The organism is Pseudovibrio sp. POLY-S9, assembly GCF_001431305.1.
In the GTDB taxonomy this organism is placed as follows: Bacteria; Pseudomonadota; Alphaproteobacteria; order Rhizobiales; family Stappiaceae; genus Pseudovibrio.
Genome location: NZ_LCWX01000071.1, coordinates 62,356 through 81,482, shown reverse-complemented (window position 1 = coordinate 81,482; position 19,127 = coordinate 62,356). Strand labels below are relative to the sequence as shown.

Sequence of the window (19,127 nt, the reverse complement as noted above, 5' to 3'; positions counted from 1 at the left end):
CCCGCTAGTAACAAGCCGCTGAGGACTGCCTCTGATGAGCCCGGAGCTAACGTGGCAGCTAGAAATGAAAACGCAAACAAGCCGCCATAAACACCAAGAGCCACGAGCATCTTAAGAAAAACTCCAAATCACTTGAGCAGTAATATTTCACAGTATATTGAGCCGCCCCTCCGTACAGGTTATGAAGGGGCTCGTTTTGCTTGAGCGCATTTTTCCGATCAATTGCAACTAATTAAATGGAAAGCGCTGAAGGAGCTCTATGCTAAGACAAACAGTTCGGAAATAAGGCATTCCGACTAGTTCTGGGGGAGAACATGGATAAGCAACAGAAAATAAGTGTTGTCGACATGCATACAGGCGGCGAGCCGCTTCGTATTGTAACCGACGGCTATCCGGAGATCCCCGGCGACACCATTTTAGCAAAGCGTCGCTATGCACGAGATAACCTTGACCACCTCCGGCATTTTTTGATGTTTGAGCCTCGTGGTCATTTCGATATGTACGGCGCGATCCTCGTTGAACCGTCTCACCCGGATGCTCATTTTGGAGTGCTCTTCATTCACAATGAAGGTTACAGCACCATGTGTGGTCATGCGGTGATCGCTCTGGGGCGATACGCAATTGATCACGGGTTGGTTGAGGCCAAGTCACCCATCACTGAAGTGCGCATCGAATGTCCTTGTGGGTTGGTTGTTGCTTCCGTCGAGGTCGATAACGGTATTCCTGGTGCAGTCTCCTTCCATTCCGTGCCAGCATTCCTTCATTCCCGCGACGTGACGGTTGATGTGAAAGGCCTGGGTGAGCTGACCGTCGATGTCTCCTATGGAGGCGCATTTTATGGTCTGGCGCCAGCTTCTGCGTTTGGCTTGGATGTACAGAAATCCCGAACACGTGATCTGGTTGATGCTGCAAACGCCGTTAGCAATGCTATTCGTGCCGCAGTGACGCTTCAGCATCCGGATGATGCTGATCTTGCATTCCTGTATGGAACTATCCTGACAGATGGAAATGACGCTTACAGCGCTGACCCAACTGCGAACATCTGCGTGTTTGCTGACAGCCAGGTAGACCGCAGCCCAACCGGGTCCGGTGTAACCGCACGATTGGCTGCACAAGCCGCTAAGGGTCTGATTAGCAAAGGGCAGACGCGGCGATTTGAGAGCCTGATTGCAACAAGCTTTGAAGGCACTTATTTCGCGGATGCCAAATGCGGACCACATGATGCGATCATCGCGCAGGTAGCAGGTAAAGCACATTACAGCGGAGAAGCAACCTTCTGGCGGGAAAACGATGATCCTGTTGGTAACGGCTTCCTACTGAGATAACTCTCTGTAGTTTTTCAGGTTTCGATCAAGTTTCGAAAAGTGACAGGCTCCGCTTTCTCATCAGAGAGCGGAGCCTGTAGGTTTTTGCTGGAAAAGCCTGCGGGTTAAAGCTAGAAAATACGAAGAAATTCAAAAAGATAACCGAAACTTTTCGGTAGCAATCGGGGGTGATCAGCAATGGCAGTTGATCCTAAGCGTTTTCTGAGTGACCTGTTTCATGCGGCCATTGAGTCCGCTCAACCGGAAAAGCGCATCCCGAAATTTTTGCCTGACACGCCCAAAGGGCGGCTCATCGTTATTGGTGCGGGAAAAGCCTCCGCAGCCATGGCGCGGGCCGTGGAAGATAACTGGGAAGGCCACCTCAGTGGTCTGGTAATCACACGTTATGGATACAACGTTCCTTGCAAATCCATCGAGATTATTGAAGCTGCGCATCCAGTGCCTGATGAAGCAGGATTGGCTGGAGCTAGGCGCATGTTGGAGCTTGTTTCCAATCTTTCCGCTGAGGATACAGTACTCTGTCTCATTTCAGGCGGCGGTTCCTCACTCCTGCCTTTGCCGTTTGACGGACTTTCGTTGGAAGACAAGCAGTGCATCAATAAAGAGCTGCTGCGGTGTGGCGCTACGATCAGCGAGATGAACTGTGTGCGGCGACATCTCTCGCAGATTAAGGGGGGACGTCTGGCTGCTGCGTGCCATCCTGCTAAAGTGATTAATCTACTGATCTCCGACGTTCCAGGTGATGATCCGATTAACATTGCATCAGGCCCAACGGTTGCTGACCCGACCACCTGTGCCGATGCTCTGGCAATTGTGGAGCGGTATAAGATCCAGCTTCCTACAAGAGCACTGGAGATTCTGGAGGACGGTGCTGGTGAAACGCCTGATGAAAGCGACCCACGCCTCAGTCCTATCGAGGCACATATGATCGCTGCGCCACAATTGGCGCTGGAAGCAGCTGCATCTATTGCCGAGAAGCAAGGTATTCCAGCGTACATATTGGGTGACAGCATTGAGGGCGAGGCCACAGATGTAGGTGTTGTGATGGCCGGGATTGCCAAGCAAGTTGCTTCTCATGGGCAGCCATTCAAAGCGCCATGCGTGTTGCTTTCCGGTGGTGAGACGACTGTGACAATCAGAGGCAATGGTCGTGGCGGACGGAATGCGGAGTTCCTTCTTTCACTGGCGGTTGCTTTAGATGGCCAGCAGGGTGTCTACGCGCTTGCTGGAGATACAGACGGCGTTGACGGGATTGAGGAAATTGCAGGAGCTTACTGTGATCCTACGACCCTACAAAGAGCCTGGGGCAAGGAGATCAATCCGCGTCTATCTCTTGCAAACAATGATGGGCACGGGTTCTTTGAAGCAATTGGCGACAGCGTCATCACCGGCCCTACTCTGACAAACGTAAACGACTTCCGTGCAATCTTTATTGATGCAGTTTAGGCCATAGCGTTCATTTTATCTCTCAGATCGTTCGGGCTTCTGGACGAATGAACGACGACCCCTCATAGTAATTGGATGCTTGATACGCTCAGTGACATCCTCACCCGCCTTTCCGTCAAAGGCACGCTTTACTTCCGCACCTCCTTTACGGTGCCGTGGGGCGTTGCCGTGCCTTCCTTTGAGAATGTAGCTCGCTTTCACTTTGCCCACCGAGGAGATTGCATGGTGCGGGTGAAGGAGACCGGCAAGAAAGTGTTGCTCGCTCAAGGTGACTTACTGATCGTTCCTCATGGTGCCACGCATGACATCTATTGCGGGCGCTCTGAAGAGGAAGTCATCCTGCCGCTGGATCGTGTTCTGGAGCTTTCCGGTTACAACGGTGAAGGTGTGTTGGTTTACGGCGGGGAGCAGGATGAACGTGAGACGCAATTAATTTGTGGTCACATCTCGCTAGCTCGCAATGCTCGCCATCTCATCTTTGATCAGCTGCCTGATTACATCCATATATCAAACTATGGGGAAGCTGCTGGGCGTTGGATGGAGGCTACACTGCGGCTGATCGGAGATGAAACACATGGCACGCGCCTTGGCGGTGACCTGATCGCATTAAAGATGACTGAGGTTTTGTTTGCTCAGGCGCTGCGCAGTTTCATTGAGCAGGAAGGTGAAAAGCACCTCGGGCTTGCCGGGTTTGCTGATCCGCAGTTGAGTAGAGCGCTGACAGCCTTTCATAAGGCTCCTGCGCGCGAATGGAGCGTAGAGGGTTTGGCGCGGGAGGCAGGTCTTTCGCGAACTGGATTTGCGACGCAGTTTTCCAGCAAGATGGGCCTTACACCCATGCAATACCTGACGAGTTGGCGCATGCAGATTGCTCAGCAGGGCTTGGTTGATGATCGGATGAGCGTATCTGAAGTGGCCGCGCTTGCCGGATATGCTTCTGAATCTGCATTTACGCGGGTTTTCAAGAAGGAAGTGGGTTTAACACCTGCAGTGTATCGCACATCTCATTGAGAGAAATCAGCTCAATTGTTCCATATTGATATCCATTCTGAACGATCTGCATATTTCTTTGAACGTCCTGAAATTGAGCAAAACGGGGGCTTCTCCTAATCTGACTGTGCCCAAAACGAAAGACCGACACAGTCAAAAAGGAACCCTGTCATGTCCCTCCGTTTCGTTACAAAAAGCATCCATGCTTATCTGGATTATCCCGTTGCCTTTGCGTTGATCGGTTTGCCCTTCATTCTTGGTCTTGGAGCTGCCAACCCATTGGCACTCTGGCTATCTGTTGGCACAGGCACAGCAGCGTTGATCTTGACGCTTCTGACAGATCATCAGTTCGGTGTGCTCCGTGTGCTGCCTTACAGTTTACATCTGGCCGTTGATGGAGCGGTTGGTGCGCTCTTCCTATTGGCTCCCCTCCTCTTCGGCTTTACCGGCCTGGACGCCACTTACTACTTCGCAAACGGCTTAGCGGTTGCGATTGTTGTGAGCTTGCACAAACCAGAGACTGAGATGGCAACGGCTTGAGGCGAAGCCCCTCCGCTGCCTGCCCAGCCAATTAACCGCAGGTGTCTGAAAGAGGCCTGCGGTTTATCCTGTTTTTGCTGAAGCTCTTGCCAATGCAGGTTCCGAATAGCCTTTCCAGAAACTGTATTGCGTCAGGAACAAGCCAACGCGATAAATAAAGTCCGCAAAGATTACACCTGCCAGTCCGTAACTCATTGAGACGCCGAATACATAGGCCAGTGGCAAAAATATAAGCCATTGCGTGATTGCTGAGACCGTCCAGGCTCGCCCGAACAGTTGGGCCCCTTGCAGAACATAGTTCATCACTGCTCCTGCAATGTTGATTGGTAAGATTAAGCAGGAGAGAGTGAACACCATAATGAGTTGTGGTTCATCCAATGCTTCTCCCAGTAAAAGGGTCAGGACGTCCTCAGAGAGCACCATGACGAGCAGAGCGTAGATGACAATTGGGTAGGCCGCGCCTGAGATCATCTTCAGGCCAACTTGTTGAGCTCTCGACAGGTCTTTAGCCCCAACTGCCTGACCTACCTGACTGATCGCCACGCTTCCCAAGGCATTTGCCATATAAATCGGGATGAGTGTTGCTTGCGTGATAACCTGATAGACAGCCAGAGCTAGAACGCTCAGATGCCCGACAATCCAATAGCTTGAAAAGATCCCAAGAGCGTAGATTGTGCTTTGAGAGGCTGACAGGATTGCCTTCCTCAAAATCTCGATGATCAAAGGCACAGACAAGACCCCAAGCCTCAGTTTTTGCTGCGAGATCGCTTGTAGGGCTGCTGACACATAGAACACCGCTGCAAGCGCGAATGCGATGAAGGTGCCGAACCCAACTCCTGAAATTCCCAGTTTAGGAGCTCCAGCCCAACCAAATGCCAGTATGACAGTTGCAACGGCATTCACAATTTGCGTTCCAATGCCGATGTAGGAGACGGTCCATGCCTTGCCGACAGCAATAAGGAGGCCACGGGAGGCACCGCACATATAATAAAACGGCGTCGCATAGAGGAGGAATTCCAGGTATCGCCTTGAGGCTTCTCTGACTTTAGCGTCCGGATTCATGAAACTGAGTATGTCTTCGAGAAAATAGATTGAAGCTGCTGTAAGCAAGAGACCAAAGCTTACGCCCAAGATCAGGCAGACGACAAACGCGTCCAGCACTTCATTGTTTTCTCGACTGGTCAGAAATCCAGCAGTGAAGGATTGGATTGCGATGGAAAAGCCGTTGGAGAATGAAAACAGGACATAAAACATCATGCCGCAGATGCCGACTGCGGCAACAGCGGGTGCACCGAAATAGCTGGAGACGTAAGTGTCTGTCCAGTTGGTGAACAAAGCAGCGCTGCCAGTGAGGAAGAGCGGTAATGCCCGCAAATACATATGCTTAAACGAAATCATCGAAGTATGGATTACCGGAGGAAAGGTAGGAACTTAACTTAGCCAGCATACACCGTTCCCATGAGAGCGATAGATGAAAATAAGTAATTCAACCTATATTTCGCCTTAACTCTCAACCTGCCTCTGTTTTTCTAAATTTTCTGAAAGTAACTGTTCCAATCAGCACAGTAGCTCCTCTGTAGAAGTGCCAATCTCAACTGCATTGAGATCTTCATTCCAAGATCTCTTCCACTCATGGTGAGGAGTATGCCATGGCTGAGACGACTGCATTTGTTGAGTTGGTTCGGGCGTTTTCGTCCAGTTTTGATCTGGACCTGCCAGAGCCGTGTAATGGTGCCTATTTCTTCTGCGTCGATGAGCGCAGTCATCTGATTTTGTGCCAACATCATGAGGATTTTATCATGATGGCACTGACGAGTGGTCTGCGCAAAGTTGACCTTTCTGCTGACCAGGCTCTCATGCTTTTGAAAAGCAACGGCAACGCATTCACTCAGCCACATATCATCGCGTCGATCACCGGACAGCGCGTTTCTCACTGGACTGAGGTTTCTACGGGTGGTGGCGTCGAGCTTATGCGCAAGGCGTTTGATCTGCTGCTTGATGCAAACGCACGACTGGAGCGTGCGCAGCCTTCTGCTGAAGAGAGCGCAGACGATGTAATCCATGTGCCTTTGCCCAAGTACGGCTCAGACATGGTGATCATTGGTTCCTGATCACTCTGACAAATCAATGGAAATTACTGTTTTCACGTTGGTGTTCCGGCACTCCTGAACAATGGAGGCCAACACCGGGAATTAATGAGGTGTCCCATGGGTCGTTCTCCAATTCATTCAAAAATTTCGCAGCCTCAGGTCAAGCCAGACCAACAAGGGGCTACACCCAAGAAAACAACCAGTTCTCATAAAGGGCATAAGCTGGGCCATGCCGAGCCAAAGAATGTGTATCGCTTGCTGGACCAGCTGGATGAACTGAACGGAAAGTCTACAAAGCACAGCCGTCCGGCAAAGGCCACGGCGAAAGACCCTCAATTGCGCCCCCTCGCTTATCACAAGCATCATAAACCGAAGGGTGAGCCATCTAACCCTACGGATGGAATGTCACGCGCCGCAAAGAAGCTTCGCTATGAAGGCTACCGATTACCTCCAGAGAAGTTGATGGGACACGGTGCAAGTAATACCGTGACATCCTCACAGCAGAGTGCAAAGCCAGTTCCGACCAAAGCAGAATCGCCACTCACTGCACATGCGAACACGCTTGATCACATGACATCAGATCCTGATCTGAGCGATTACGTTATTGTTGACACTCCCAAGCCTGAGGGAAGCCAGACGGCTGCTGTCAACGGCACCTCACAAACTGTTGGGCAGCCTAAGTTGGAGACTGTTGAGCAACCATCTGCACCTCAGCCACGCAGAGAACCATTAGAGTTAAAACCACATCCGGCAATGCTGGCTATGCATGAGTTGGATTTGGCGGTGAGCCCGGAGCTTGAGCAGCAATTCCAAGCGTATCAGGAAAAGAAAACGGCCTTTATCAATGATCCGACAGGCACTGCACATGAAGGACCGGAAGCTGCAAAAAAACAACGACTGATCACAGGTCTGTTGGGTATGGCTCAAGACAAGGCTGACACATATCTGCGTATGCAGTTCAGAACCGGGCTGGACAATGATGCACGTGCGTTGGCCAAGCAAATCTTTGAAGATGCCGCTCATGATCCTCGCTTCCTTGCCTTCCTGAAGGTCGCAGCACTGGCTGCACCAGAGGATTTGTCCAGTAATCACAAAGAGCTGTTGGTGTTCCTGAGCCAGAACTTGAAGGCCCTGAACAAAGAAGTTGTTGGCGATGTCAACACACTCTTGCGCCAGAATGCTTTTAGCAAGGGCTTGAGTGAAGCAGTCGATACTGCCAGAGCAAATGCTGTGACCGAGCAGGATGTGCGTTATCTGAATGATATCGAGAAAGATGTTGTTGCTTATCGAATGGCAACTTCCAAGCAGCTGGTCGAAGCGCTGAATGCCAGCAATGATTTGCTGGCTGCCATGAGTTTTGGAGATGCGATCCTTTCCAGCACAGAAAGCCTCTCTCATGAAAATGGCCGGGCGCAGTACGCATTGGCCAGCCTGCGTGAGGTGGCATCACAGCTGACTGAGCAGCATCTGGCGGACCATCACAGCGCCAAGAAGACTGAGGCATGGATCGCTAAGCAGCCGTGGGCGGCGCTGATCTCCGTTTCCATTCAGAAAGATGGCGGATATTACGATATCAAAACGGAGCTGCGTCACGACCCAGCTCCAAGAACAGTAGGCAACAGCACATTCTTCGACAACAGTGATGTGGTTCCGCAGCAGGGACTGACGAAGAGTGAGTTGCGCGATAAACCTCAACTGGTTCTGAATGGTCTGCGCTCCAAGGAGATGCTGGAAGCCCTGAAACTGGTGCCGACTGGAGAGGATGGTGTCGATGAACTGCCGATTGTTGAAAAGCCAAGTGATCTGGCGATGGCTTGGGGCAGTACGCTCGTAGCGGCTAAGCAACGGGGCGATAACATCTCGGCCATGTTGCCAGACTACTTCATTCTGAAGCAGGTTCGCTATCACAAGATTGAAGGCTTCCTGATTGAGAACGATATGCTTGAGCCAGCCTGGGTGGTTGAATACAAGCCGACCTCTCATACCATGTCAGAGATCGGCAAGATGAGAGCGCTGCCGCAAGCTGCTGCCAAAAACCTCGCATCGCTGACTGTCAATCTGAATGATTTGAAAGACAGTCAAACCACGCAATCCGGCGAGCTTTCTTCTATGAGAGAGCGTCTGGACACCTTCTTGAGCACAAAAGGTAATGGCCTGCTGATGAGTTTTGGCAAGGCTCATTTTGCGCTGGACAAGCTGATGGAGCATGTTCGCGATGACGTTCATGCGCGGATTGAAAAATCTGGAGGGAGCCTGAAGAAGATCCAGAAATGGATTTCGGAACAGCCTTGGGTCGCTTTGTTTGATGTTTCCATCACGCGTCCTGAAGGAGGCAAGAAAAGCGAGTATCTGATTTCTGTCAAGCAGAAGACGGCCCCAGAACTTGCCAAACCAGATTACACAACAGTTACGGTTGAAGATCCGGAAACGCAGGAAGCAAGCGCAACAGCTCAGGAGATGCCTGATGAATTTCCGGGGCTGACAGGTTCCTTGCGGGCTTTATTACAACCGGAAACGCGGGCGCAATTGATCCTGAAGCCAACAGGTGAAATCAGCTTGGGTGCAGAGATTGTCGATAAGCCAAGCAAACTGGCACGTGAGTGGGGTGAGCTGCTCGCCAAGAACAGCCATGCTCAGGATGAGCTGCCAGATTTTCTGGAGTTGCGTGAGGTTCAGTATCACAGCGAAACCAGAAACGTCTTCCGGAAAGGTCATCTGAAAACGTGCTGGGTGCTGGAGTTCAAGCCGGACGCTCTGAATGCTGGTAGGAGCTAAAGCTTGGGGAGTGCGGTCAACTGACTGCACTCCTGACCTTTAATTGTCAGCGCTTGTAGATGATTGGGAACCAGTCTTCTCGCAGGATTTGCCCAGGCTTCATATCATGACCCGGGAATGGCGGAGATGTACGGCCCGGACGTTCGATATAGCGGGCATCGTCGCCCAGCAGGCGCAGTGAAAATGCGCGGCGGCGCTGTTCAGTGGTATTACCGCGTGCGCCGTGCAGGGTGTAGTAGTTGAACGCGACTGCATCACCCGGTTCCATCTCCCATTCGCGGATCGGCATGCCTTCTGCATCCGGGTCCGGGATTGGCATGTACTCGTCGCTGTCACCATAAAAATTCTGCTCGGACAGCCAGCGAATTGGCAGCACGGGCTTTTCCCAAAGATGAGAACCAGCGACGCTGCGCAAGGTGGCGCCTGTTACCGCGTCCATTGGCGACCAGAAGCTGACGGTTTGCTGTCCCTCAACAAAGTAGTAGGGTCCATCCTGATGCCATGGCGTCGCTTTGGAGGTTCCCGGTTCTTTGACGAGCACGTGGTCGTGGAACATCTGAACGGTTTGGGATTGCATCAGGTCTGCTGCTGCTTCTGCCGCTGGTGAGTTGTTCACCACCTCGACAAACTCAGGAATACGCTGCCAGTTGCAGTAGTCATCAAAGAAGCGGCCGCCCTCGCCTTCTTTCAGGTTTTCTGCTGCATATTCTCCCGGCTCTGCCATGTTCCGCTCAATACCAGCCCTGATCAGATCTACATGATCCTTAAAGAGGCCCTTGATCAGTACGACACCTTCGCGCTGATAGGTATCGATATGGTCTTGAGTGATAAGTGAAGATGGCATAGTCCCGTCCAGTCTGTTAGCGAAGCCGACAGTCTGGACGAAGAGTCACGCTGGATAAATACAACTTATGCTAGGCGATCTGGAGATTTTCTCAGGCAACCGTTGCGAAGGGCTGACCGACTTTAACCAGAGTTTCTTTACCTGCAGCACTGTTGGCGACAAGATCTTCGCTGAAGTTTACCGCACCCGGCTCAAACACGACAACAACTGTTGAGCCACCAAACTTGAAAAAGCCTTTTTCATCCATCTTAGCGACGTGGCCGGAAGTCTTTGTATTTACAATGCTACCGACACCAAACGCGCCGACTTCCACGTAGCACATGGTGCCCGCATTTTCGGTCTTGAACAGTGTGTAGCTGCATTTGTTTTCGCCAAACACATCTGGACCAGCGCCCAGAGCAATCGGGTTTACAGAGTGGTAGGCACCCTGAAAGTCTCTTGCATCAACAATTTCGCCCGCACAAGGGAAGTGATAGCGGTGATAATCTGCCGGACACAGGCGCACGATTGCCAGTGAACCACCGATAAAGCGATCTGCGATATCTGGCAGCATTTTGCGGATGGAGAATGGATGGCCTTTCACTGGGGTGAAGGTGTCTTCATCCAACTTAGGGAAGACTAATACACGACCGTCCGCCGGGCTGACGATGGTGTTTGCGCCAGTATCGAACGGGCGTGTGCCTTCTTTCAGGTGACGGATGAAGAACTCGTTGAAAGACGCGAAGCTCTCCTGCGGGTCTGCAAACTCTGCTGTGTCGATGTTCAGCTCATCAATCGCGCTCTGGATTTTGCCTTTGGAAAGCGGGCTGTCATAATACCAGCCCATGGCCTTGCTGAGCGCAGCGGAGCGGAACAACAGCTTTTCGATCAGGCTTGAGCTGGAATCCTGATAGGCCCAACGGATCCACTTCTCCCCCAGAACCGTTTCTTCAAACTCTCTACCGGTTTCACGGTCAATAACGATAATGGGTTGTTTCTCAGACATCTGGCAGCCTTGCTCGCAAATTACGAGGCTTTACTAGGTGAGATACTCAGAGAAGGCAAGCCGCGCGGCAAGTAACCATTCGTTTTATTTCAATATCTGCAAGTGGTCACAATTCTATCTTCACTAGTTCGCTCAAATCTCATGCCAAACGCCCGATTATGCCTCAAATCCAGAACATCAGAGGCTAAGTTACAACCAACAATCCATCTCGTTGCGGAGTTTCTTATGCCGGAGAACAAGCTCACTTCAGAACAGCACCACTGGGCGCAAAAGGTCTACAGGCGTTTGCAATGGAAGTTCCCGTTGGTGGAGGGAGATCCCACTGAGGAGGGTGAATTTGAAGACATCCCGCTTGATGACATTTCCCTTGATGCAACGGCTGAGAGCAATGAAGAGGTCACTCAAAAAACCGATGCGGAACCAGATGATGAGCTGACTGCCCGCAAAAAAGCGCACGATGCGGAACTCGGCAATCTCTTCAAGCGTCTCAGAAAGGCTGCCAAGTCCATCAGGGTTGCCGGAAAACGCAAACCTGTGTTTACCGAAGAGGATGAAAGTCAGGATCTTTTTGAAGCAGCTAAGGAGCTGGGAGAAGAACAGATTGAGCTGGCTAAAGATCTGGTTGGAAAAGAGGATGAGAACGGTTTCACGGATCTTGGCGCAATCAAAGCGCACGCCGACAAGGCGGACCAATACCTGAAGACAATGCAATCCGCCTATCAAAAAGGGCGCGGTAATGCGGTTGAGGAGTTGGTTGAACTTAAAAAAACTGCAGCATTGCAACAAAAGCGCGTTGAGGATGTCTACAAAGAGCGCGAGCCTGTCTTGCTCTGGAATGTGGACTTGTCTGCAGTCGATAAGGCTTATGACGCGGCGCGAGATAACTTCACGGAAATGAACAGAGCGATCTCCGGTTATGTGGTGTCAGAGGTCGACAGGACTCTTTCAGTTGCAAAAGAGAGATACACTGTTCTGAAAGATGCGATGGACAGTGCGAAGCGATACGCAGATGCTGCTGGTACCGCGCTTTTGCTGAAGGTGTCGATCGCCCAGCGAGAAATTCGAGATCTGGCTGGTCAGCGCGTCACATTGGATAATAGCCCGCAGCAGCAAAATACCTTTGATAAGGTTTATGGTGAAGCAGCAGCTGCAGCAAAGAAAGCAAACGATGCTGTCCTTAGCAACCGCGGCATAGACTGTGAGAACGCACTGGAGGAAACGGAAAAGCTCATTTCGCAGATGCAGCAGGTGTTGTTGCAGGCAGTTGTTGAACTTCAGAAATCGAGATCACTCCACCGGAAGGTTTCGATGAGGAGGAACTCAAGAGACTTTCAAGTGAAGTCACCGCTCAAGAAAGCACTGTCGAGGGACTTAACGGTCAACGGGATATTGTAAAGAACCACGGTGTCAACTTCCCCTCTTTCGAGGCAGCTTATCAATCTGCCCGTACGGCGATCCTAAGCGCGCGTACCGATCTCCTGGCCAAGAGTGTCCGTCTTGCTGAAGAGAGCATCATGGACATTCGTGACTGTGCGGCTGACATGCGGGACTACATAACTGAAGCGGAATCAATGCTTCAGATTCAAACTCAGCAAATCGAGGATCTTCGCAGAACACTCGAACCACTGGCAGACACGCGCAAAGATTTTGAGAGATACGCGCAGGCTGACGAGAAGTTTGGTGGCAAGCAGTTGGTCCGCTTTGATGCCCTTTGCGGTGAAGTGACTGCACTTATTGATTACGCAGAGGCCTGCGTGGGTGGCCAGCGGGTTGAGGAAGCTGATCAGGCTATTGGAAACTCACGCAATGGATTGAAAAAACTGGAGAAAGAAACCCGTAGCTTGCAGTGGATGCCGCAGGTCAACACTGCTGCGACTGAAGCTGAAGCCCGGGAGATGCTGCAAAAGGCAATTGCACGTATCAATGTGGAACTTGAAGATTATGACAGTATGGGCAGTGTCTTCAGAGACAACGAAGAGCGGTTGATCTACACCAACCTGCATGACAAGGCTGCAGGCTTTGCCGAGCAAGCATCGGTCCTTATGGAACGGAAGAGGTTTGAGGCCTCAGAGGACGCGCTCGACAATGCTCGTATTACGCTCGATTCCATGGAAATTGCCTATGAGCGCGGCGCGAATACTGCTGCAAAAGTTGAGGGTTATCTTGCAGATGCCGAAGCTGCGAAAGACCGGATCAACGCTGTGTATGAGCAAGGGATCGCTCTACAAGATCCTGACCATAAAAACGACTTCCTGAGCTACAACAGCATTGCCAATGATTTCGCCTTTCAGGTGGAAGGGCTGATTGCAGAAGGTAAAGTGAGGGATGCACGGGCCATTTTGAGCAATCTCAAGGTCGCTTTGGCAAATCTGGAACGCTGCGTTACGCAGGCACCGCGGAAGAAAAAGAAAAGAAAAGCTGAACCCGCACCGAACCCAGCGCAGCAACAGGCACCTCTTGATCCTCATAGTGCGGAGCAGGCTGAGCTGGTGCAGCAATTTGATCAGACCCGCGCCGCTATCAATACGATTTTCAGTCAAGCACGACCGCATTGTGTTGATGAGTATGTGACTGATCTGGAAGCTGCCTATGCTGACGCAATGCAACATCATGAAGAAGGCAGTACGGCACTTGCCGGAGATGATCTGGAAAGCGCACGTGCATCTCTTTCTGAAGCAAAGAAAGATCTGATCATCCTGCAGAAGATACAGGACAACAGCCGACAAATCCTGAGCTCATTGTTGAATGGTTTGTCTGAAGGTGCGGCATACTATGAGAACATTATTGCCGGAATTCATCAAAAACGCGCTGAGTTTGATGCCTGGAACATCGACCTGACTTCATTTGATAGCTCTTACAAAACCTCTCAGGAAACGCTGAATAATCTTCGCAAGGCGATCAAAGACCAACTCGCCGGCTTTGCCAAAACCATGATGGACAAGATTGAGGATGACCGGCGAGCTTTTGAGGAAGCCTATGAAGCAACACGCATCGATCGGGATAATCTGCGCTCTGAAATGATCCTGGAAGTCGGTGACAGACAATCCTTATTGTCAAAGCTGTATGCCGAGCAGTATCGCTTTGACGGAAATGAAGCGCTTCTTGAGCGCTTTGCGACACATCACGCAAGGGCATTGGTTTGCATCCAGATCATGCTGGATCATCTGAAAATAGATGAAGGGAAGGAGGCGGAGAAGCAGTTCGACAAGTTCAATGAATGCGCATCGATATTACAAGAGATGTTGCAGCAGGCTCCTGCGCCAGCTGTTGAAGAAGAAAGCAAAGACCAGACACCGGATCTTGATGCCAAGGAAGATATTAAGATTGGCATTGAGCAAATCTATCGCGAACTCAAGTCCTATGACAGAAACAAGGACCTCTTTAAGAACTCCGAGGAGCTCGCTAAATTTGAGAGCATGGTCAAGAATGCCGAAGCTTATCTCAGCCAGGCAGAAGATCTCGCCCGGATAGATGAAGCCAGGGATGCTCTTGAGAATGCCCAGATTGCTATGGAGAGCGTGCGAATTGCGTTTGAACGTGGGCAACGTACTGCTGCGAAAATTGAGAGTTATCTGGCGAAAGTTGAAGAGCTGGCTGATACCGTCAACAAACTTTTCGGCCAACGCAGTGCTATTCAGGATGATGACGATCTGGCCCTCTTTATAGACAACAACGAAACAGCCAGTGAGGCAGCTTACAAGATTGAGAGTTTCCTGAGCAAAGGCAGAGTAATGGAAGCAGAGGTGCAATTTGGCTTCCTTAACACTATTATCGCCAATATGGAGCGGAAGCTGAAGCAGCAGACAATCAAGAAACGTAAAGCCATTTTCAAGCGTCGTGGAGCTGTGCGCCACGGCAAGAAAAAGTAGTCTGCCGGTGTACATTTTCGCTGGTGTTTCAGCATTTGTTGCAAGCGATGTTTGAATACGTTTGGCAACATTTTTCTGTAATTCTGCCCTGAGTTGTTTGCATTTTAATTCGGGATTGGAACGCAGAATGAGACGCTTTTTCACGACAGGTTTGTGCCTGGTCGCCATTGCTGGTTTGGCGGGTTGCCAGACAACAACGCCCGGGCAAGGTCGTCTGGGAGGTAAAGCGGTTAACTTTGAAGTGACCGAGAACTTCTTTGGCAGTGGCGGAGCAGCGACAACGGCCACATTGCCAGATGGCGAGGTGTTTACCGGTAAGCTCGTTACTGCGAAGAGCCAGACCACCAACATTGGAGAAAGCGACTTCGATGATGGGTTTGATGATTTCGACGACTTCGATGATTTTGACGGCTTTGACGACGGGCCGTTCTTCGTCTCCACCTTCTCAACCACATACAGCCCTTATGCCCGCGGAGTTTTGTTCAGCGCAAAGCGGAGCATGCGCTGCGTTGTAACGCTTTCCAATCCGGCTAATGGTTTCTCTGATGGTGGAGTTGGGCAGTGTAAGCTCTCCACTGGTGGGTCGTTCCCAGTCGAGTTTTAGAGAGCGAAATTTTTCTCACACTGTGCTTTTTGTGATTGCCGACCAAGTTGCCCCTGACCTACAGCCGGTTCAGGGGCTTTTGGCTGTGGTGACTGCGTTATTTGAAACGACTTCCAGACAGCCAAAACCGACATTTAACTATTCGGGATTGGTGAATTACAATGAAGACTATTTTCAAGATCGGTGTGTGCGTTGCTGCTGTTGCAGTTCTGGCGGGTTGTCAGTCCACCACAACCGGACAGGGACGTGTTGTCAGCAAAGACGGCAAGAACGCACAGAGCGTGACTTTTCAGGTGACGGAAGAATTCCTCGATGATGGCGCGGCCTCCGCTGTGGCTACGCTTTCCAGCGGCGAGTTTTTCACCGGTAAGCTGGTGACAGAGAAAAAGCAGACCGAGAGCGTTGAAGACGGGTTCTTCTATGACGATGACGACGATGATTTCTTCTCCTCCAGCTCTTCCACCACGTACAACTCAAGAGCCAAAGGCGTGCTGTTCAGCGCTGCTCGCTCCATGCAGTGCCAGATTACTCTGAGCAACCCAAGCTCTGGTTTTTCAGATGGCGGCGTTGGCGAGTGTAAGATTTCTACTGGCGAGACTGTACCGGTGCAGTTCTAAGCGGACCTTAGCTAAAGCAGTTCGCATTTAAGCTGAACTGCTTTAGCTGTTGTGCTTGCGTATCTTTATCCGAAAACCGGTTTCCACTTTTCGGAGATACACTGAAAAGCCTGAGAAGCGCATTGCCTCTCAGGCAAGTTCAGCAGAGGTACTACCTCTGCTCGCTCTCTATGCTTTTTAGGTTTTGGTGAGGTCCAGCGCGCAAGGCTCGAGCAATTCCGATATCTTCTCGCTACATCCCTGCACATCTTCTATGTGGCTGCGCACAGTATCAAACAGCGTCAGCAACGCTTCATATTCCTGCGTGTGCTCCATGCGCTCACTCATCACCACACTCATGGAATAAACCAGATTTTTGAGGTGGCTGGATGAAAGGTTGAGCTGGTCCACTTCATTGCGAAGGGACATATGGGCACTTTTCTCATCTTCAGTTTTGGTCATCATTAAGCCTTCTCTGTTGGCTTGTTGAACAAACCACTCGACAGAAAGCTTTCGACAACCCACTGGCGAGCGGGAGGTTCGAAACCTGACAGAGACAGGCGGGTTTATTCCCCCGCGAAGGGTATTGTATTCACCGCCCTCCCGCCCATAAGCGAGAGTTTGCGTTTGAAGACCTAACTCCAGACACAAAAAGACCGCCAATAAACGGCAGCGGTGACCGCTCTGTGAGAGGTTTCGACGCCTCATCATGAGGATGCGCCGTCTTGCTGCGGGTGTCAATGAGAGGAAAGAAAAACCATCAGACTTTTCAGATCTTTGGTGGGCGGGAGGTTCAAAACCTGGCTTAGACAGGCGAGTTTATTCCCCCACAAGAGGTATTGTATTCACCACCCTCCCACCCATAAGCGAAAGATTGCGTTCTATGGGCTGATTTCAAGCACAAAAACCATAGATTGCAGCTGCGCTGAGCCATTAATCATGAGAGCGCTATTTATCGTTGTGGGTGTCAATGAGGGGAGTGGGAATACTACATAAAGAGGTAGCGATTAGTTGTTGCAAGGGAGTTTGGTAACCCGTACCATTGCCTTGATATTGATATTATCTTTTTCGCTTCTGGGCGGCTCAGTACGAGAAAAATACATAAACACCAGAGTCACAACACTGAGAAAAACTAAAAAAATGTAAGGGACTAACTCTACATTACCATCTCCGAAAAGATCTTTGAATTTCGAAAAGAATGATGCATTTGCCAATGAATGCAATAGGAGAGTTACCCAAACAACAGATACATACAGACTCAAACTAATGTTGATTTTGGAAACAGAATACCAAGCTGGCCCAATAAGAATTTTGTTTTTGTCATTTAGTAATACTGTTTTATATATTGGACCTGAGACGTCATCCTCAAGCAAGTCAACATGATATTCCCAGTTCTCTTGCCAATACTTACTGCCTCGATTCACTAAGTACCACGACACTGAAAACACCAACCCTAAGCATGCGAGCAAAACAGACAAAAAATTACTCACGTCATCTGTTGCGCTGACCTCAAGTATTTTAACTTTCCCAACATGTACAAGTGTCGTCTGCATGCTAGCAATTTTGATCGCGATATATCCAGCAAGCGTTGCACCGATAAAAGTCCAAAAGTATGCTGCTCGCTTCCAATAAAGCTCTATTTCAAATTTTCGTGTATCTAAGGCACGTTCTAACGCCGCCTTTCTTTTTGCAGAACTCGACAGGAAGTCATTATAGTAATCATGATTAGTGTATTCAGACATAAGAAACATACCACACTAGAGAGTACATGCCCTATAAGGTAGCATTTTACGCAAATAGAAACGCGTAAGTAATTTTCACCAATTCCTCACACTGGAATGCCCCCCACACCCCACCTTCTCCGGCATGCCTTTGCCGTTGTTCCACCATCGGTTTGGGTTGGTGCTGTTGGGGTTGTAGGCGGCGCGGCTGGCCCAGTCTTCGCGGAGGAAGATGACGGGTTCTTCGTAGTGGTGGGCGTAGATTATGGCGTCCATGACTTTTTCGAGCACTTTCGGGTCGCGCTCAATGGAGATTTTCAGCTCTACCATGGGGTAGGTCTCTGTCATGCCAGCCTGAAAGCCCTCAATGTGGGTTGTGGTGGTTGAGTTTGGTTTGGGCTGGGCGGTTTCCTTGCCAACCGCCGAAATACTGGCGTTGCGCTGGTAGCGCCCAAAGCTGAGCGGGTGCACTTGCATGACGGCGTCTAATATGCGGTCAGTGTCCTCCTCCAGCGTCTGGATTTCGATTGTCCAGACTGGCTCGAAACTTCCTGATTTTGCCTTGTATTCTGATAAGTCGTGCATCATCCCTCTCCTTACTTTGTGTCCTGCGTTTTGCCGCTAAATGTGCCGTAGAGGCCTATGATGCCAACAATGCAAATCAGCAGGCCCGCGATGACGTTGAACAGCGTGCCTTCATAAAACGATGTGTAGGCGAAGTAGGCGCCGTAGATGCTGATGAAGCAGGTGATGAGCACGTACAGAACTTTGCGGAAATTGCGCATGAGACAGCCTCGCTGGCAGGAACCTGAGGGAGACTAGCAGATTCCTTCTGCTTTGCATTCAAGTTTGACCAGAGTTCTGCCGATGAAAGTGTCGCTTTTTTTCAATACGTAGGCACCGTGCCTGACTAGGGTCATCCTCATGAAAACAGGAGGAAATCCATGCATTTGAAATACGTTATTCTGTACGTTGAGAGCCCTCGTGAGACCATCGACTTTTATTGCAAGGCGTTTGATGTGGAGGCGGGTCTGATTACTGAGGGAGGGGATTATGGCGAGGTGAAAACTGGCGAGACGACACTGTCCTTCTCCTCCTTCGAGTTGATGAAAAACCTTGGCAAAAACCCATCGCAGGCGGATGCAAGCAATCCGTGCTTTGAGATTGCGTTCCAGACTGACGATGTGGCAGGCAACCTTGCAAAAGCATTGGCAGCCGGTGCTGAGCTTGTGCAGGAGGTCAAAGACGAGCCATGGGGGCAGACAACATCCTACGTGAAGGACATGAACGGCTTTCTGATTGAGATTTGCTCGCCAGTGACGGCCCCGGCTTGAGGCTGAGG

The 19,127-nt window shown here is 50.6% G+C and carries 18 protein-coding genes; 11 read left to right on the top strand and 7 right to left on the bottom strand.

Annotation, left to right across the window (positions count from 1 at the left end; all coding sequences use genetic code 11):
• Positions 1–314 precede the first annotated feature (314 nt).
• The 4 genes from PPL9_RS05065 (at position 315) to PPL9_RS05050 (ending at position 4,301) form a co-directional block, all read left to right on the top strand.
• Complete coding sequence (locus PPL9_RS05065) at positions 315–1,325, top strand: proline racemase family protein (RefSeq protein WP_057461642.1); 1,011 nt, start codon at positions 315–317, stop codon at positions 1,323–1,325.
• 177 nt (positions 1,326–1,502) lie between these two features.
• Positions 1,503–2,771 carry a glycerate kinase gene (locus PPL9_RS05060; protein ID WP_057461641.1) on the top strand — a complete coding sequence of 423 codons (1,269 nt, stop codon included), beginning with the start codon at positions 1,503–1,505 and terminating at the stop codon, positions 2,769–2,771.
• Positions 2,772–2,846: 75 nt separating this feature from the next.
• Positions 2,847–3,782: an AraC family transcriptional regulator gene (locus PPL9_RS05055; protein WP_057461640.1), complete on the top strand. Its 936-nt coding sequence runs from the start codon at positions 2,847–2,849 to the stop codon at positions 3,780–3,782.
• 150 nt (positions 3,783–3,932) lie between these two features.
• Positions 3,933–4,301 (top strand): hypothetical protein, encoded by a 369-nt coding sequence (locus PPL9_RS05050; protein WP_057461638.1) that lies wholly within the window; start codon positions 3,933–3,935, stop codon positions 4,299–4,301.
• A gap of 63 nt (positions 4,302–4,364) precedes the next feature.
• Here PPL9_RS05050 and PPL9_RS05045 read toward each other — a convergent pair whose 3' ends face one another.
• Positions 4,365–5,699: an MATE family efflux transporter gene (locus PPL9_RS05045; protein WP_057461636.1), complete on the bottom strand. Its 1,335-nt coding sequence runs from the start codon at positions 5,697–5,699 to the stop codon at positions 4,365–4,367.
• A 251-nt stretch (positions 5,700–5,950) separates the two neighbouring features.
• Here PPL9_RS05045 and PPL9_RS05040 point away from each other — a divergent pair, with 251 nt between their 5' ends.
• Both PPL9_RS05040 and PPL9_RS05035 read left to right on the top strand, forming a co-directional pair.
• Positions 5,951–6,412, top strand: a complete 462-nt coding sequence (locus PPL9_RS05040; RefSeq protein ID WP_057461634.1) for a hypothetical protein — start codon at positions 5,951–5,953, stop codon at positions 6,410–6,412.
• A 96-nt stretch (positions 6,413–6,508) separates the two neighbouring features.
• The gene (locus tag PPL9_RS05035) at positions 6,509–9,166 is read left to right on the top strand and encodes a hypothetical protein (protein WP_057461632.1); all 2,658 of its coding nucleotides are present in this window, start codon (positions 6,509–6,511) and stop codon (positions 9,164–9,166) included.
• A 46-nt stretch (positions 9,167–9,212) separates the two neighbouring features.
• Here PPL9_RS05035 and PPL9_RS05030 read toward each other — a convergent pair whose 3' ends face one another.
• Positions 9,213–10,010, bottom strand: a complete 798-nt coding sequence (locus PPL9_RS05030) for a phytanoyl-CoA dioxygenase family protein (RefSeq protein ID WP_057461629.1) — start codon at positions 10,008–10,010, stop codon at positions 9,213–9,215.
• 91 nt (positions 10,011–10,101) lie between these two features.
• Entirely contained in the window at positions 10,102–10,995 is an 894-nt protein-coding gene (asd, locus tag PPL9_RS05025) for an archaetidylserine decarboxylase (RefSeq protein WP_057461627.1), read from the bottom strand.
• A 225-nt stretch (positions 10,996–11,220) separates the two neighbouring features.
• Between asd and PPL9_RS33035 the strand changes: the two genes are divergently transcribed.
• From PPL9_RS33035 to PPL9_RS05010, 4 genes are all read left to right on the top strand, one after another.
• Positions 11,221–12,390, top strand: a complete 1,170-nt coding sequence (locus tag PPL9_RS33035; RefSeq protein WP_208989174.1) for a hypothetical protein — start codon at positions 11,221–11,223, stop codon at positions 12,388–12,390.
• Between the two features lie 119 nt (positions 12,391–12,509).
• Positions 12,510–14,864 (top strand): hypothetical protein, encoded by a 2,355-nt coding sequence (locus PPL9_RS33030; protein ID WP_208989173.1) that lies wholly within the window; start codon positions 12,510–12,512, stop codon positions 14,862–14,864.
• Between the two features lie 127 nt (positions 14,865–14,991).
• Positions 14,992–15,468 carry a hypothetical protein gene (locus PPL9_RS05015; RefSeq protein ID WP_057461625.1) on the top strand — a complete coding sequence of 159 codons (477 nt, stop codon included), beginning with the start codon at positions 14,992–14,994 and terminating at the stop codon, positions 15,466–15,468.
• 161 nt (positions 15,469–15,629) lie between these two features.
• On the top strand, positions 15,630–16,085 hold the full coding sequence (locus PPL9_RS05010; RefSeq protein ID WP_057461624.1) for a hypothetical protein: 456 nt from the start codon (positions 15,630–15,632) through the stop codon (positions 16,083–16,085).
• A gap of 177 nt (positions 16,086–16,262) precedes the next feature.
• Here the strand turns inward: PPL9_RS05010 and PPL9_RS05005 are convergent, their stop codons facing one another.
• The 4 genes from PPL9_RS05005 to PPL9_RS04990 form a co-directional block, all read right to left on the bottom strand.
• Positions 16,263–16,526 (bottom strand): hypothetical protein, encoded by a 264-nt coding sequence (locus tag PPL9_RS05005; RefSeq protein ID WP_057461741.1) that lies wholly within the window; start codon positions 16,524–16,526, stop codon positions 16,263–16,265.
• 545 nt (positions 16,527–17,071) lie between these two features.
• Complete coding sequence (locus PPL9_RS05000) at positions 17,072–17,806, bottom strand: hypothetical protein (RefSeq protein WP_152986596.1); 735 nt, start codon at positions 17,804–17,806, stop codon at positions 17,072–17,074.
• Between the two features lie 75 nt (positions 17,807–17,881).
• The gene (locus PPL9_RS04995; protein ID WP_208989172.1) at positions 17,882–18,370 is read right to left on the bottom strand and encodes a hypothetical protein; all 489 of its coding nucleotides are present in this window, start codon (positions 18,368–18,370) and stop codon (positions 17,882–17,884) included.
• 11 nt (positions 18,371–18,381) lie between these two features.
• A complete protein-coding gene (locus PPL9_RS04990; protein WP_057461619.1) occupies positions 18,382–18,570 on the bottom strand; it encodes a hypothetical protein in 189 nt (62 codons plus the stop codon).
• Between the two features lie 159 nt (positions 18,571–18,729).
• Between PPL9_RS04990 and PPL9_RS04985 the strand changes: the two genes are divergently transcribed.
• The gene (locus PPL9_RS04985) at positions 18,730–19,119 is read left to right on the top strand and encodes a VOC family protein (protein ID WP_057461617.1); all 390 of its coding nucleotides are present in this window, start codon (positions 18,730–18,732) and stop codon (positions 19,117–19,119) included.
• Positions 19,120–19,127 lie beyond the last annotated feature (8 nt).

Excerpts from the sequence above, each read along its gene's own strand:
- PPL9_RS05050 (WP_057461638.1), top strand. The coding sequence starts at position 3,933 with ATGTCCCTCCGTTTCGTTACAAAAAGCATCCATGCTTATCTGGATTAT.
- PPL9_RS05000 (WP_152986596.1), bottom strand. The coding sequence starts at position 17,806 with ATGTCTGAATACACTAATCATGATTACTATAATGACTTCCTGTCGAGT.
- PPL9_RS05060 (WP_057461641.1), top strand. The coding sequence starts at position 1,503 with ATGGCAGTTGATCCTAAGCGTTTTCTGAGTGACCTGTTTCATGCGGCC.
- PPL9_RS33035 (WP_208989174.1), top strand. The coding sequence starts at position 11,221 with ATGCCGGAGAACAAGCTCACTTCAGAACAGCACCACTGGGCGCAAAAG.
- PPL9_RS05040 (WP_057461634.1), top strand. The coding sequence starts at position 5,951 with ATGGCTGAGACGACTGCATTTGTTGAGTTGGTTCGGGCGTTTTCGTCC.
- PPL9_RS05030 (WP_057461629.1), bottom strand. The coding sequence starts at position 10,010 with ATGCCATCTTCACTTATCACTCAAGACCATATCGATACCTATCAGCGC.
- PPL9_RS05015 (WP_057461625.1), top strand. The coding sequence starts at position 14,992 with ATGAGACGCTTTTTCACGACAGGTTTGTGCCTGGTCGCCATTGCTGGT.
- asd (WP_057461627.1), bottom strand. The coding sequence starts at position 10,995 with ATGTCTGAGAAACAACCCATTATCGTTATTGACCGTGAAACCGGTAGA.
- PPL9_RS33030 (WP_208989173.1), top strand. The coding sequence starts at position 12,510 with ATGGACATTCGTGACTGTGCGGCTGACATGCGGGACTACATAACTGAA.
- PPL9_RS05055 (WP_057461640.1), top strand. The coding sequence starts at position 2,847 with ATGCTTGATACGCTCAGTGACATCCTCACCCGCCTTTCCGTCAAAGGC.
- PPL9_RS05005 (WP_057461741.1), bottom strand. The coding sequence starts at position 16,526 with ATGACCAAAACTGAAGATGAGAAAAGTGCCCATATGTCCCTTCGCAAT.
- PPL9_RS04990 (WP_057461619.1), bottom strand. The coding sequence starts at position 18,570 with ATGCGCAATTTCCGCAAAGTTCTGTACGTGCTCATCACCTGCTTCATC.
- PPL9_RS05035 (WP_057461632.1), top strand. The coding sequence starts at position 6,509 with ATGGGTCGTTCTCCAATTCATTCAAAAATTTCGCAGCCTCAGGTCAAG.
- PPL9_RS05010 (WP_057461624.1), top strand. The coding sequence starts at position 15,630 with ATGAAGACTATTTTCAAGATCGGTGTGTGCGTTGCTGCTGTTGCAGTT.
- PPL9_RS05065 (WP_057461642.1), top strand. The coding sequence starts at position 315 with ATGGATAAGCAACAGAAAATAAGTGTTGTCGACATGCATACAGGCGGC.
- PPL9_RS05045 (WP_057461636.1), bottom strand. The coding sequence starts at position 5,699 with ATGATTTCGTTTAAGCATATGTATTTGCGGGCATTACCGCTCTTCCTC.
- PPL9_RS04985 (WP_057461617.1), top strand. The coding sequence starts at position 18,730 with ATGCATTTGAAATACGTTATTCTGTACGTTGAGAGCCCTCGTGAGACC.
- PPL9_RS04995 (WP_208989172.1), bottom strand. The coding sequence starts at position 18,370 with ATGCACGACTTATCAGAATACAAGGCAAAATCAGGAAGTTTCGAGCCA.